This is a genomic window from Sulfurihydrogenibium sp. (assembly GCF_028276765.1).
Lineage (GTDB): Bacteria > Aquificota > Aquificia > Aquificales > Hydrogenothermaceae > Sulfurihydrogenibium.
In genome coordinates this window covers 13,297-27,264 of the sequence record NZ_JAPYVU010000023.1, presented here as the reverse complement: position 1 = coordinate 27,264, position 13,968 = coordinate 13,297, and the positions used below count along the sequence as shown (strand labels likewise).

16 protein-coding genes and 1 pseudogene are annotated in these 13,968 nt (G+C 31.6%); 11 read left to right on the top strand and 6 right to left on the bottom strand.

Going from position 1 to position 13,968, the window contains the following annotated elements; genetic code table 11:
• Together Q0929_RS05155 and Q0929_RS05150 are read left to right on the top strand one after the other, a co-directional pair.
• On the top strand, positions 1-213 hold a 213-nt coding region (locus Q0929_RS05155), incomplete at its 5' end, for a septation protein SpoVG family protein (RefSeq protein ID WP_299238593.1).
• Positions 206-1,741 (top strand): cytochrome c biogenesis protein ResB, encoded by a 1,536-nt coding sequence (locus tag Q0929_RS05150; RefSeq protein ID WP_299238591.1) that lies wholly within the window; start codon positions 206-208, stop codon positions 1,739-1,741. The genes Q0929_RS05155 and Q0929_RS05150, both read left to right, overlap by 8 nt.
• A gap of 316 nt (positions 1,742-2,057) precedes the next feature.
• Here Q0929_RS05150 and sppA read toward each other — a convergent pair whose 3' ends face one another.
• The 5 genes from sppA to Q0929_RS05125 are packed head-to-tail and all read right to left on the bottom strand — an operon-like array spanning position 2,058 to position 7,077.
• Positions 2,058-2,885: a signal peptide peptidase SppA gene (sppA, locus tag Q0929_RS05145; RefSeq protein ID WP_299238589.1), complete on the bottom strand. Its 828-nt coding sequence runs from the start codon at positions 2,883-2,885 to the stop codon at positions 2,058-2,060.
• 11 nt (positions 2,886-2,896) lie between these two features.
• Positions 2,897-4,003: a glutamate 5-kinase gene (proB, locus tag Q0929_RS05140; RefSeq protein WP_299238587.1), complete on the bottom strand. Its 1,107-nt coding sequence runs from the start codon at positions 4,001-4,003 to the stop codon at positions 2,897-2,899.
• On the bottom strand, positions 4,004-4,765 hold the full coding sequence (locus tag Q0929_RS05135; RefSeq protein ID WP_299238586.1) for a tRNA (adenine-N1)-methyltransferase: 762 nt from the start codon (positions 4,763-4,765) through the stop codon (positions 4,004-4,006).
• Positions 4,762-5,418: a hypothetical protein gene (locus tag Q0929_RS05130; protein WP_299238584.1), complete on the bottom strand. Its 657-nt coding sequence runs from the start codon at positions 5,416-5,418 to the stop codon at positions 4,762-4,764. Before Q0929_RS05130 ends, Q0929_RS05135 begins: the two co-directional genes overlap by 4 nt.
• 12 nt (positions 5,419-5,430) lie before the next feature.
• Positions 5,431-7,077 (bottom strand): IS200/IS605 family accessory protein TnpB-related protein, encoded by a 1,647-nt coding sequence (locus Q0929_RS05125; RefSeq protein WP_299238582.1) that lies wholly within the window; start codon positions 7,075-7,077, stop codon positions 5,431-5,433.
• Between the two features lie 248 nt (positions 7,078-7,325).
• On the opposite strand from Q0929_RS05125, the gene Q0929_RS05120 reads away from it, so the two are divergent.
• From Q0929_RS05120 to Q0929_RS05080, 9 genes are all read left to right on the top strand, one after another.
• Positions 7,326-8,213, top strand: a complete 888-nt coding sequence (locus tag Q0929_RS05120) for a KaiC domain-containing protein (protein ID WP_299238580.1) — start codon at positions 7,326-7,328, stop codon at positions 8,211-8,213.
• Positions 8,214-8,217: 4 nt separating this feature from the next.
• Positions 8,218-8,880, top strand: a complete 663-nt coding sequence (locus tag Q0929_RS05115; RefSeq protein ID WP_299238578.1) for a bacterio-opsin activator — start codon at positions 8,218-8,220, stop codon at positions 8,878-8,880.
• 392 nt (positions 8,881-9,272) lie between these two features.
• A complete protein-coding gene (gene ndk, locus Q0929_RS05110; RefSeq protein ID WP_299238576.1) occupies positions 9,273-9,689 on the top strand; it encodes a nucleoside-diphosphate kinase in 417 nt (138 codons plus the stop codon).
• Entirely contained in the window at positions 9,679-10,191 is a 513-nt protein-coding gene (locus Q0929_RS05105; RefSeq protein ID WP_299238574.1) for a DUF4149 domain-containing protein, read from the top strand. Before ndk ends, Q0929_RS05105 begins: the two co-directional genes overlap by 11 nt.
• Positions 10,192-10,214: 23 nt before the next feature.
• Positions 10,215-10,583 (top strand): HAMP domain-containing protein, encoded by a 369-nt coding sequence (locus Q0929_RS05100; RefSeq protein WP_299238572.1) that lies wholly within the window; start codon positions 10,215-10,217, stop codon positions 10,581-10,583.
• 5 nt (positions 10,584-10,588) lie between these two features.
• Positions 10,589-11,503, top strand: a complete 915-nt coding sequence (locus tag Q0929_RS05095) for a hypothetical protein (protein ID WP_299238570.1) — start codon at positions 10,589-10,591, stop codon at positions 11,501-11,503.
• 13 nt (positions 11,504-11,516) lie between these two features.
• Positions 11,517-11,876: a roadblock/LC7 domain-containing protein gene (locus tag Q0929_RS05090; protein ID WP_299238568.1), complete on the top strand. Its 360-nt coding sequence runs from the start codon at positions 11,517-11,519 to the stop codon at positions 11,874-11,876.
• Positions 11,877-11,903: 27 nt separating this feature from the next.
• Positions 11,904-12,599 carry a DUF4388 domain-containing protein gene (locus Q0929_RS05085; protein ID WP_299238565.1) on the top strand — a complete coding sequence of 232 codons (696 nt, stop codon included), beginning with the start codon at positions 11,904-11,906 and terminating at the stop codon, positions 12,597-12,599.
• A gap of 1 nt (position 12,600) precedes the next feature.
• Positions 12,601-13,134 (top strand): ATP/GTP-binding protein, encoded by a 534-nt coding sequence (locus Q0929_RS05080; protein WP_299238563.1) that lies wholly within the window; start codon positions 12,601-12,603, stop codon positions 13,132-13,134.
• Positions 13,135-13,219: 85 nt separating this feature from the next.
• Here the strand turns inward: Q0929_RS05080 and Q0929_RS08960 are convergent.
• Positions 13,220-13,563: pseudogene (locus Q0929_RS08960) on the bottom strand (IS110 family transposase); the annotation flags it as partial.
• Positions 13,564-13,968 lie beyond the last annotated feature (405 nt).

The window sequence follows — 13,968 nt, the reverse complement described above, 5'->3', positions numbered from 1 at the left end:
ATTTTAGATGACTTAATCTTAATAAGAGATATAAAACTCATAGAATCAAAGCACGGTGGACTTTTTTTAAGCTTCCCAAAGAAAAGGTCTGGTAACAAATTCGTTGATATTGTTGAAATTCTTGAAGACCAGCAGTTAGAACAAATCAGAAGGGCAGTGGTTGATAAGTATAAAGAAATGATGGACGTAAAGCCGGAGGAAAACATTGATTAAAAAAATCATATCATTTCTTGGAAATGTAAAACTTGGAATTATTTATTTAATTCTTTTAGCAATTTTATCTATTTTAGGGTCAACATACATAAAACAAGGTGAAACTTATATTACTTACTATAAAGAGTATGGAGAAATTCCGGCGAAAATTATATGGATTACTTGGCTAAACAATGTATTCCATGCATGGTATTATCAGTTATTGATAGTTTTGGTAGCCATAGCTGTAATCTTTGCCACAATCGAAAGATTTCCATCAATTTATAGAACTGCCTACGGTAAAGTAGAAAAGAAGATGCCGGAAGGTGTTTTAAAAAAGCCTTCTACGATAAAGCTTTCTTTCAATGAATCAATCGATGAAACTCTTAAAAAAATTGTTTCATTTATTCATAACTTAGGTTTTAGAAAGGTTGAAGTAATAAAAGAAGAGAATGCTGTATATCTCTTTGCAGAAAAAGGCAAGGTCTCAAGACTTGCAATGCTTGTTACTCACATAGGTATCATTATTTTTCTTATAGGTGCTTTCTTAGGTTCCTATTTTGGTGTTAGGGGGCAGATAGAAATTCCGGAAGGAGAAAAAGCTGATTATATAAGAAAGTACAGAGAAGGTTCTTTAAAACCCGGGGATGAAATTTATAAATTGCCGTTTGAAATAAAAGTGGATAAATTTTGGCTTGAATTTTATGATAGTAAAGAGTTTTCAGGGGCTGTAAAATCCTACAACAGTGAAATAGAGATTTTAGAAGATGGAAAACCCGTTATGAAAAAAGTTATAAAAGTTAACGACCCGGCAGAATATAAAGGATATAGAATTTTTCAAACATCTTACGGAAAAACAGGAGAGATTAAAGAAGCTTCTATCGTAGCAGTTAAATACGATGAACTTATAAAGTATATAGAAGAATCTCAAATTTTAAATCAAAAACTTGCATCAGAATCAGATGAAGACAAAAAAAGAGAGATTGAAAAACAGCTGAGAGATTTAGATAGAAGGGTTTCTGAATTTTTTAATAAAGCAAAAAGAATAAATTACAACTACAATAACAACATTTATAAATTTGACGATGCTATAATTCAAGTTGTTAATACGACTTTAAACTACAAAAACCCAATGTTAGCCCAGCAAGATGTGTTTGACCCATTAATCGTAACAAAAGTAAAGTATAAGGATAAAGAGTTCAACATGCCAATTGGTGCAGATGTTACCGTCTCTATTTTTGCCTACGAAAAATTTGTAAAACCTTATGGATTTCCTTACTTACTTATTATTGAAAATTTGCAACCAAGATATTTTTCAGGATTGCAGATTAGCTTTTTCCCCGGAACCAATCTCATTTGGCTTGGAACTATTATAGTAGTTCTTGGAACAATGCTTGCATTCTATATAGTTCATAGAAGAATTTGGGTGAAGATTGAGGAGAATAACGGTGTTTCTAATGTTTACATAGCTTTCTACTCTCAAAAGTTTAAAGAATCTTTTGAAGCTAAGCTGAAAGAGGAGGTGGAGAAGTTAAAAATTACTTCTTGAAAAGAAATTAATATTGGAAGACGGGTCTAAGAACCAGTCTCTGATTTAATGCTACTTATGTACGTTGGACGAGAAATTGGATAAAAGGAAAGATTCTTTGTCGGCTTTAAAATGATGAATAAGGGTTTTTTAGAGTAAGTAAAGGGTATGAAAATGCTTATAAAAATCAAAGTTGCCATACTGAAGCTAAAGAAGAATCTCCTGTTTTCTACCTCTGATTTATTAACTGTATGGGCAATTTATGAATTGTCTCTGCTTTTTGTTTTTTAAAAAAGGGTAAGCTTGAAGAATTTTGAACCAATTCTTAACTCAGATATTAATTCCAAGACATCATATAATAAATTCCAGATTTAACCTTTTCCATTCCAAATTTTGAATTCATAAGTTCATCCAATAATGACTTTTTAGGTTTAAGTTCTATTACAGGCGCATCTTCCTTTAACTTTCCAAGTTTTTTAGCCTCTGAGATGGCATCTTGAATGTTTCCTATTTTATCAACCAGTCCAAGAGCTTTTGCCTCATTTCCACTAAATACTCTTCCATCAGCATAGTTTTTTAAAACGTCTTTTTTGATGGGTCTATATCTTACAATTGCATCTAAAAATTGATCATAAACATCCATCACAGTTTTTTCAAGCAATGCTTTTTGCTCAGGAAGTAAAGGTTTTGTTGGATATAGAATATCTTTATTAGCTCCGCTTTTAATTGTATTTACTTTTACACCAAATTTGTTTAAGATTTCACTTACATCAACATGCTGAATTATTACACCAATGCTTCCTGTTATTGTTCCAGGATTTGCATAGATTACATTAGCAGGAGCTGAGATATAGTATCCTCCGGATGCAGCAACGTTTCCCATTGATACAACCACAGGCTTTTTTTCTCTTAATTTTTCAATAGCTCTGTAAATTTCCTGAGATGCTCCAACGGCACCACCAGGACTATCAACATCAATTACAACAGCTTTAATACTCTCATCTTTTGTAGCTTCCGATATTATAGACACAGTGTCTAAATAGTCTGTAATGGTTCCCTCTATTCTTATAAGTCCAACCTTGGGCTGAGATTCATAACGTAAAGCAGAAATGATATAAAAAATTACTATCAACGCTATTATTCCAATCAAGATTTTCTTCTTCATTTTTCTACCCTCTAAAAGATGACAATGTTATCTGCATGTATGACTTCTTCAACATCTTTTCCTAAAATTTCTTTTGCTTTTTCTGTTTTGAGACCTTTTATCTTTTTAATTTCTTTGTAGCCTAAATTTACAATTCCTTTGCCGATAATGTTTCCTTCTTCGTTTGCTATTGCCACTACATCTTTTTGATTAAATATTCCTTCAACTTCTTTAATTCCACTTGGAAGTAAGCTTTTTCCTGCTTTTAAAGCTTTCTCTGCACCAGCATCTACAATCAGCTTTCCTTTTGGATAAGATAAAAGCTCAAGCCAGCTTTTTTTACTGCTTACCTTTTTTGCTTTGTGGGGATGGATAAAAGTTCCTATTTTATTTCCGGATAAAATATCAACTATTATATCTTTTTTCTTTGGTGCAATGATTACCGGAATTGAGTGTTGAGTGGCAATTTTTGCAGCTTCAAGCTTGCTTCTCATTCCACCGCTGCCAAATTTAGATTTTGAGCTTTTAGCAAAGTTTAAAGCTTGGTCTACATCTGCTTTAATCTCTTCTATCAGCTTAGCATCCGGATTAGACGGGTCATCTGTATAAAGACCACCGGCGGTAGAAAGAATTATTAATAGATTTGCATCTGTCAGTAGCGATACATGTGCTGCCAAAAAATCATTGTCTCCAAATACTATTTCTTCAACTGCGATAGCATCATTTTCATTTATGATTGGAACAACATTAAACTCTAAAAGTTTATTTAAAGTTTCCTTTGCATAAAGATATCTTTTTCTCTCCCGAAGCCCTTCAATTGTAAGTAGTACCTGTCCTATAATGAGATTATACTCTGAGAAAAATTTATCATAGATTTGCATCAAATATGCCTGTCCTACACTTGCGACTGCTTGTTTTTCTGTGATATTCTTTGGTCTTGATGAAAGTTTTAATTTTTTGACTCCTGCTAAAACTGCACCGGATGAAACGATAATAATCTCTTTGTCTTTTAGTAAAGATATCTGTCTTGCAAGGTCTGAAATAAACTCGGTATCTATATCATTGTCTTTTTCAAGAAGTTGAGAACCTATTTTAATTACAATTCTTTTAGCTTTCTCTATATACTGCCTTCTTTCCATTTAATTTCCTTTCCTTGCGAAAATTAAATATCCGGTATGGGCTACCATCCTATCTTCTGGTCTAAGTCTATCCGGAACAGGTTTGTACTGACGAAGTAAAATCTCTTCTACTTCCAAATCTATAAAATCTAATCTTTTTAGTTCTTTTAATACTTCTGAGACTTGGTTAGTGGTTGGGACCAAAAAGCCTATCATTGAACCTGGTTTTAAAACGTTTTTTACATTTTCTAAATAAAGCCAAGGTTCTCTTACATCTATAAAAGCAGCGTCAAAATCTTTTTCTTCTATCTCTTCTGATAAATCTTTTAAATGTGGCTGTACTACATAATCAAGCTTTGCAAGTTTTAGGTTGTTTAATGCGTTTTTTAAAAATTTTTCTTCTTTTTCATAAACATAAATTTTACCCTTTGGCTTAACTGCATTTGCCATTACGATAGTTAAAGCACCGCTACCAATACCAGACTCAAGAACTTTCATCCCATCTGTAAGACCAAGTTTTAATGTTATGTAAGCAGAATCTTTTGGATAGATGATTTGAGTATATCTTTTAATCCCAAACATTATAAGCTCATAAAGAGTAGGACGAATTAAGATAAAAGGCTCGCCTTTATGTGTAAAAACTGTTTCTCCAAAATTTTTACCGATTATATCATCATGTTTAATGCTTCCAAGGTGGGTAGAAAGCTCCTTTCCCCTTTCTAAAATTATGAAAAAAGAGCTTTTTCTACCCTTTAAATGAACCGTATCACCTTCTTTTATCATTTTTTATGGCTGAGCAATGCAATAGACAGTTGTTTATTGTTGTATAAATCTATTGAATAGTTATCCCAAAATACACATGTACCGCCTGCAACAAAACAACCACCTGATGGGTCCATATATCTTGCAAATAATATTTTCTCTTTTCCAAGTAAAGATTTGGCAGTATCTTCAGCGTAAATTAAAGCCTGAACGTTATTTCCTGTTATGGTTAAAGAGTCTGTACAAGCTAAAACAACCTTTTCAATCCCTCTTTCTTTCATCTTTTCAAATGTTTTTGTTGTAGCAATCAATAAATTGTCATTATCATAATTATTTACATCATCTGTGATGATATCACCGTTAAACTTGATTCCAAATCTTTCAGACATTGTATTACATGTATCTGCTATTTTATCTTCGTTTTTGTAGTAAGCAAAAATTCCAACTTTTTTGCCCTTCTTTACAAGCTCCTGTATAAAATCAACTTCTTCTTTCTTAAAAGGAATTTCTGGATAGTTAAAAATTATTACATCATAATCTGCAAATTTCTCAAACTCGTCAACTTCATCAACATGAATGTCATTTTCTTTTGCGTATCTTTGTAATTTTGAAAAATAATAATGGTCCGATATTATAAATTCCTGATGTGTGGTGCTCCATGCAACTTTTACCAATGTAATACCTGGTCAACCAAACTGTACAAAATTTGCACAGCTTGGGTTGGGGTATTTGTATTCCGCCATTTCAGACACTTCCGACCCCAACAGGCGGTATTTTGGAAGTGTCATAGTCCCTGCACCAAGCACAGGAGCTAACCTATTAGCCACTGCTATCCAATCCTTTGAAACGATTACACGCTTTAAAGGAGAAAGATCTCTGTATGATCTTTCAAGACAGCAGAAGGCTAAAGCTATGGAAAGAACTTGCCAGCTTTTATGTCTACCTGCAGGCAGACCCCTCACCTGTTCCTTCCGTTGGTTTACAGGTTGTTGGGAAGATGACTCGCTCTTTCCACTTTCTAAGTGTTTTTGTAATGTTTTTAGATTTTTTCTTAGTTTTGTTAATTTGCTTTTAAGTTTGTTTCTTTTGTATTCGTTTTTCTCTTCTTTTAGCTTTTGTTTTAATTTTGCAATATTGTCTTCAATTCTTGCTATAGTGTATGATAGAAAATCAGTATCGTTTAGGAGCTGCTTGTAATTCTTAGGTAATCTTTCTTTATATCCCAATCCTCTCCTCGCTATTACGTAAGCTCCTGCTATATCTTTGTCCATGTTGTATTGTGGTGCATATTTTAGCTTTCCAATTACTGATGTGTATGCAGGATTGACTTTTATTATTTCTATCCCGTTTCTTCTTGCCAGTATTTCTATTTTGTTTAATAGCCTTTTATAGCTCCATTTTTGTAGTCTTCCTCTTAACTTTGCAAATCCATCTCCTCTTTTGCCTTTTGGTAGTTTATTTAGATTTTCTATAGATATTGCCTTCTTTTCTTCCTTTGCTATCTCTATTATCTTATGTGCTATTTGCCATTCTGAGTATTGTCTTTTTTCTGAGTTTGCTTCTAATAATTCGTTTAAATTAATGCTTTGATATTTCTCTAAATTTCCATCTTTGCTTGCAAAAGCTAATGCAAGATGAAATGGGTAAGCATTTACATCTATACCTATTATTCCATTGTCTTTTTTGATTTTGATAGGTGGTGTTTTCTCTTCTATAGATATAAAAGCGTATAATTTACCATTCTTTGTTTTTAATCTAACACTGTACGGAAACCACTGATTTGTCTGATATGCATTTTCCAGCATAAACATAAAATCTATCCATTTATCTTTCTCTCTTTTAACATCTCTAATTACTTTTGCGTAGATATACTGTCTATCCCCTGTGTTTATTCTCAAATACAATTCATCGTTAACCCACTGAAATCTTAAATTTAGATTTCCTTGTTTAGATTTATCTCCTCTTGAATATAAATTCCCTTGTCTACTTTCTTTCCATTTTGCTTTTAATTTTCTTATTCTTTTTCCTGTTAGATGGTTTCTCTTTAATTGCTCAAATAATTTTCTTGAACCAAATATAAGCTTTTTTGGATTTTGACCTCTTTCTTCGCATGATGAGATAGTTGACTGTGCTAAGAATATTGCATCATCTGAGTATCTTGTATTTATGTTAAATAGTTTTGATAGTTGTTTTTTTAAATCTTTTCTTTTTTCGCCTTCTAATAATCTTTGGTATGCATATCTCATAGCAGATGAAAATCTACGCATTAAATTTAATACAATCTCTTTATCTTGCGTATTTTGAAATTCAAGTAGACATTGCAGTGTTATCATCTTTATCTACTCTCTTTTTTATTTCTGTTTCTTTTGTTTTTGCATTATTGTTATACATTTTTTTACACTTTTTACAGAAAATAGCAAATATTGTTAACCTCCATATAGATTTTTTTAAGATATTAACTTGTAGCAAGAATCATAAAAATTATAACTCAAAAACTTAAAAATTGGTGATGTGTTTGCAAATAGTAAAACTATGCATTAAATTAATTATGCATAAAACTATTAAATTATAGGGGGATATGATGGCTGACGAATATCGTGAAGAATTACAAGAAGAACAGCGAAAACCAGAGCCAGACCTTACAGCAGTTTTTACCGGTTCTCAAGCCTTAGAAAAAGCTCCAGAAATCTACGGAGTTCCAACAGGAATTGAAGGCTTAGACGATTTATTTTTTATTGTAAAACCAGTCAAAAAGAAGTTGGAAAAAGTGTCATTAAAGGGAATCCCGGCATATTCTGTAATGAATTTAACCGGTGTCTCAGATACAGGAAAATCTTTAATGGCAGAACAGTTTACCGTTTTCCGTGCAAATCAGGGTGATAAGGTAGCATTTATTACCGTTGAATCTCCGGCTAACTTTGTTGTTGCTTCTTTAAAGCTAAGGGCAGCAGCTATGGGATTAAATTTTGACGATTTTCAGGACAATATAATTTTAATCGATGCAGCCTCTTCGACAAGAATAAGAGAAAATGTACCGGATTTACTTGCTACTTTAGCTTATGTTATTAAAACTTACAAAGTAAAATTTACAGTTATCGATTCAGTAACTGGTCTTTTTGAAAACAAAGAAATGTTAGCAAGGGCAATAGTTAGAAGATTATTTAATTTTATGAAAAAATGGTATCAAACCGCTATCTTTGTATCTCAAAAGAGAAGCGGTCATGAGGAGTTAACAGCTGAAGCTGCAGGTGGTTATGCGGTAGGTCATATAGTGGACGGAACTATGGTTTTAGCTAAAGAGTTAATAGATTCTCCATATAAAGCAAAAATGTATAAAAAAGAAATAGGAGATATTGTTAGATTGTTTAGAATTGATGGTTGTAGAATGTCTGGACATGATACAAGAACGCATTTTCTTGAAATCACAGAAACAGGATTGGTTAAAATAAAAGAGCCTATAGGAGGATAGAAAAATGGTTATTGAAATTACAGGATTACCACCAACAGAAATTAATGAAAAAGATTTAGAACATCTTGTCGGTAGAGTATTCTTCAAATCTATCGATTTACTCGGTGGCTTAAACAAACTAACAGAGTTTAGAACTTTAACATGGCTTCCAAGCTTAGCAAGGTCTGCATATGTCATAGTTTTAAGAGAAGAGTATCTTAAAACAGAAGAAGAAATAGCTGAAAAAGTCGGATTAACGAAAAACACTGTAAGAAATATTTTAAGAGCTGACCCAACCTTAGCAATGGAAAAAATAAAAAAGATGGAAGAATTAGCAAAAGAAGAAGTCAAAGAATTAAGAGTTCATACAGCTGGCGGTATTGCTAAACTTGCCTACAAAATGGTCAAAGAAGGTAGCGATGCAGAAACATTAATTCACTACTGCAGTATCACAGCTACAGAAGTTGCTCAAGCTCTTGAAGTTCCATGGGCTTATACAGTGTTAAAACATATTAAGGGTATTAAATATCCAATTCAGGATACTACAGAATTAAAAGAAAGATTAAAAGGAGTAAAAATTAAAAACTACTCCGCAGAAGAAGTTTTAGATAAAGTACACTATCCTATAAGAATGCCGGCTCAACTTTTACATGAAATTAAATTAGCTATTTCTGGAATGAATAGTTAATTTAGCTATTAACACAAATTATGAGAGAGGGCGTTCCAAAATTTTTATAAATTTAACTTTCCTTGCCATCCTGAGGCCGTAAGGCCGAAGGATCTCATTTTTTTATAAAAACCGCTAAATTCCTCTCTCAAGATATAATAAGATTGCTAAGCCTAATACAATAAACAATTATACGAGGGCTTTAATCCAAGTTTTCTTCTTTTAGTTTTTTAAAAGAAAAGACAGGGAGAGATTTTTTGCCGGTTTAATAAATGACGGTCAGAAAGCTAATCAATTCTTAGATTTGGTTAAAGCCTTAGTTAAATCTCTTAATATTTTCTGTATAACATCTTTTGAATTGTACACGACTTGTGATATCATAATTCTATAAAAAAAATTTAAGGAGGATTTAGATGGAAAGGACTTTAGTAATCGCTAAACCAGATGCCGTAAGAAAAAATGTTGTAGGTAAAATTATTTCAAGGTTAGAGGATGAAGGGTTTAAACTTGTTGCACTAAAAAAAGTAAAATTAACAAGGGAACAGGCAGGACAATTTTATATTGTACATAAAGATAGACCTTTTTATGGTGAACTTTGTGATTTTATGTCTTCCGGACCAATAGTTCCTATGGTATGGGAAGGAGAGAATGTAATTGCAAGAGTTAGAGAAATAATGGGAGCAACTGACCCATCAAAAGCAGCAGAAGGAACTTTAAGAAAGCTTTACGGAACTAATGTAGGAGAAAATGCAGTTCATGGTTCAGATTCTCCGGAATCAGCTGCATATGAAATACCTTTTTTCTTTAGCGGGATAGAGCTTGTGGGATAAATATGTCTATGGCTTAATAATATTTTTATTACTTTGTCTTTTATGTGGAAGTATATTTATAACTTTTATATATACTCCTTATATTTTTTCACATTATAGTACAAAAGAAGCGGGGGAAATAGTAAGCAAGATATTTCCCCTTTATTTTAAATCCGGTTGGATAATAGGAATCATCATTTACACATTAGTAGGCGTCTTATCACTAAGAGAAAAAGAAATTATTAAAAAGCTAAAGTGGTTTGTTATAGCCGCTGCAGTTTTAATTTTAATCTCAATGGCTTTAGATAGAGCAATTTTACCTATAGCTGAAGGTTTAAAATCACAGTATTACGACCTTTTAAATGAAGGAAAACAAAACGAAGCTAAAATTATCTATAATAGATTTAAAACTTTCCATGGGATATCGAGTGTTTTGAATTTAATTAATATTGTTATAGAAATTTTTATGCTAATTTATATTCTAAAGTTTTTAAAAAATTTCCGAAAAAGCTATAGTATATAATACTAAAAAAGGGAGGAAGTAAAATGAAAAAGTCTGTGTTAGAAAAAATCTTTCTTATAATTTTGGGAGGTTCATTTATAGGTGCTATTTTTGTAGCAGTTCTTGTTTTCTTTTTAACATCAGAACTTTATAAGTCTTTGATAGCGTTAATAGGCTCGCAAATTTTATTTTTAATCCCGGTTTTCGGAATTATAAAAATGATTAATAATACAATAGTTAAAAAATTAAGAATAGTATCTCAAGCTATGAAAGAGGTTAGTATGGGGAATCTTGATTATGAGATAAAGATAGAAAAAACCGGAGATGAATTGGAAGAGTTAGCTGAATCCTTTGAAAGGATGAGGATTAGCTTAAAAACAATTATGGAAAAATTAGAAAAAGGTGAGCTTTAAACCGCATGGAAATAAAAACTTTAGAAGATCTTTTAAATAAGCCTTTTAATGATATAAAACCTTATTATATAGGTATTTTTGTTAAGGGAAAAGCTATAGTTTCAAAGTATATTAAAAAATCTGAAAAGCTAGAAGAATATTTTTCAAGAATGGTAGAACGTTCTTTAGAAATAAACACTGCTATCAAAAATTTCAATGCAGAGTTTTTATTTTCAGAAGGAAAAGATTTCTCGATAATGATTTACTATATAACAACTGAAATTGCCATAGGCATTATTCATGTTGGAAAGCCAAACTTTTCACTTCTAAAGATTGCTGCACAAGACCTTGCAAAAGAGTTAAAAAAATACGAAAAAGATCTATTGCTATATTATGAAGAACATTTAAAGCCAGTAGAAGAGCAGGTTAAATCAGAAGAAAAAGAAAACCTGCAAGCCGATTTAGATGAATTAGAAAAAGTCTTATCGGGTAAAATAGAAGAGAGTATACAACAAAAGGAAGACATTCCAAAAAATACTCTAAAGTCAACAGAAAATGCATCCCAAGCATCTAAATTTCAAAAGAATAATATAATAGAAAATAGACCTCCATCATTGGAAGAAATTTTATCTATGGAGTCAAATATTGAAGAAGAATCTGTTATACCATCTATTAACGAAATCTTGGAGCCAAATCAATCTGAAGAAAATTTATCTAATATTGATAATATTTTAAACGAAATTGAAAAAGAATTTATAAAAATCGTAGGACCGTTTGGGAAATATATATTCAAAAAAAGAAAAGAGGAGTTTTTTCAAAAAGGCCATACAACCAAATTTTCAGTTTTAAAATTTATTCATTTACTGGCCGAAGAAATACCAGAATTTAGAAAAAGAGATTTATTTATAGAAAATACAAAAAATTTCTTATTAAATTTTTAATGGAGGATTAATAATGGCTGTTAGATATACAGAATTACTCGAAGAATTCATTAGAGACTCGGGAGCAGAGGGTGCTGTGTTAGTAAGTGTTGATGGATTGGCTATTGCATCCGTGCTTCCAAGCTCTGCTGATGAAGACAGAGTAGCGGCAATGGGTGCTGCTATATTATCACTTGGTGAAAGAGTGACATCAGAATTAAACAAAGGAACTCTTGAACAGCTATACATTAAAGGTTCTACTGGATATGTTATATTTACAGGAATTAAGGATGTTGCTGTTCTTGGAGCTCTTGCTCCAGTTAACGCAAAATTGGGTCTTTTATTAATGGAAATTCATAGAACTGTAAAAAAACTTGAACAAGAGTTAAAATAATTAAAAAGTTGAAATTGGAGATTTGTAATGGCGATAGCTGGGGATTTAAAGATATTTAATTTCGTAGACATATTTCAAGTTTTGCTAAAAGATAAAAAAGATGGAATTCTTGTAATAGAACAGGATAATAATAATATTGCCGTTTACTTCAAAGAAGGTAATATTGTATACATAAGAGAGGTTAAAAAAGTATTCTACATTTATCTTGACGTGGATTTTGAGGTCGTATTGAAGAAAGAAAATGTTGATAAATCAGAACTATATAATGTTTTAGTGGCAAGACTTCCTAAGTTATTATCTCTTAAGGAAGGCAAGTTTTCTTTTACATCAGGGTTTATAAAATACCCACCAGATTTAAAACCTTTAATTCCTATTGAAAAGTTAATAATGTATCTTGCAAGACAATTGACTGAAGAGGAAGTTGAAAGAAAGATTTCAGATTTAAACTTAGTATTTGAGAAAACCCCTAATTATGAAAATATTGCAAAAAAAGCTTATTTAGTTGACCATGAAAAGAGAATACTTCATGCAATAGATGGAAAAAATAAAGTTGCAGATATAATTAATATCACAAAACTTGATGAGCTTACAGTTAAAAGAACATTATATGGTTTCTTGGCTTGTGGAATCATACAAAGAGAAAAGAAAAAAGAGAGAAAAATAGGTTTTGACTTAACAAGAAATCTACTTAACAAAATAATTTCAAAGATTAAAGGGTTGTAAAATGGCAGAAAAGAAAATAAAAATAGTAGTGGCAGGACCTTACGCTGCAGGAAAAACACAATTTATAAACACAATTAGTGAAATAGAAACTGTAAAAACAGAAGCAAGAACTACAAAACCTGGAGAAAAGGAAAAGAAAGACCATACTACTGTTGCTATGGATTTTGGAAGGATAAAAATAGATGACGAACATACGCTTTATTTATTTGGAACGCCTGGTCAAGCAAGATTTGATTTTATGTGGGACATTCTTGGTAAGGGTATGGTTGGATTGGTTGTATTGGTAGACAGTACAGACCCTGCTACATTTCACGAGGCAAGAAGAATTATAAACTTTTTTGAAGCAAGATATCCGGCTCCGTTTGTTGTCGGTGCAAATAAACAAGATTTAAAAGGAGCATGGAGTCCTGAAGATATTAGAACAGCTTTGGATTTAGGAGAAGAAATAAAAGTATTGCCGTTAGTTGCAACGGACAAAGAAAGTGTTAAAAGAGTTCTTTTAGAGTTGCTGGAAGAAATCTCAAAATATATCTGACATAAGGGCTAGAAATCTAATATAGAATTTTTCTTGCATATAGATTTCTATCTTTTTTATGTTGGTACTTTTCTTTAATTTTTTTATTTTCCATTTGATATCTTAGCATTGTAAGCTGATGCTTTAAGTCTTCTAATATCTTTAGTTTTACTTCTATTTCTTTTTCTACATCTGGTTTTGGTTTATAAGCTCTCCATCAAAAAACATTCTTCCATATTTTGCTGTTGTAGTATGAATCAGCTTTATCTGTTTTGACTCTTGACATTTTAGCTTCCATAAACTTCTTTATTGAAAATGGATTTACTACTTTTCAAACTCTACCGGGTCAGATTTAACTTCAAAAGTTTCTTTCTTGTTATCATACAATACTGTTGCAGTAAATGATTTTTTAGATACATCTACTCCTACGACAATTTTATAGTTGTTCATAAAAGCACCTCCTTTCATAAAATACTTGACATGAGAGAAACTTCCTGATAACCTATCATCGTAATCAATACAGGCTTAAAAGCCTAATGTTCTTACTGCAGGTTTTAGGAAGTTGTAGGAAGGATAGTCTAAAACATCCTACAGCGGTCTTAAAAGACTAATGACAGAAACTTGATCTGTCCTTCCTTTTTTCTCCCATGTCTGTAATTATTATAAAACTTATTCTCTTAAAGTTTAAAAATTTTTGGTATATTTAATATACGATGACAGGAAAAGATTGATTGATAAGTGTTAAAGGAAGGACAACCTTATTCGTCATTCTGCAGCCGGCGAAAAATCTCATGTTTTTAATGAATTTCTCACCCGAGGTATTATTTAAATTTCATAAAAATCACCAATTTCCTA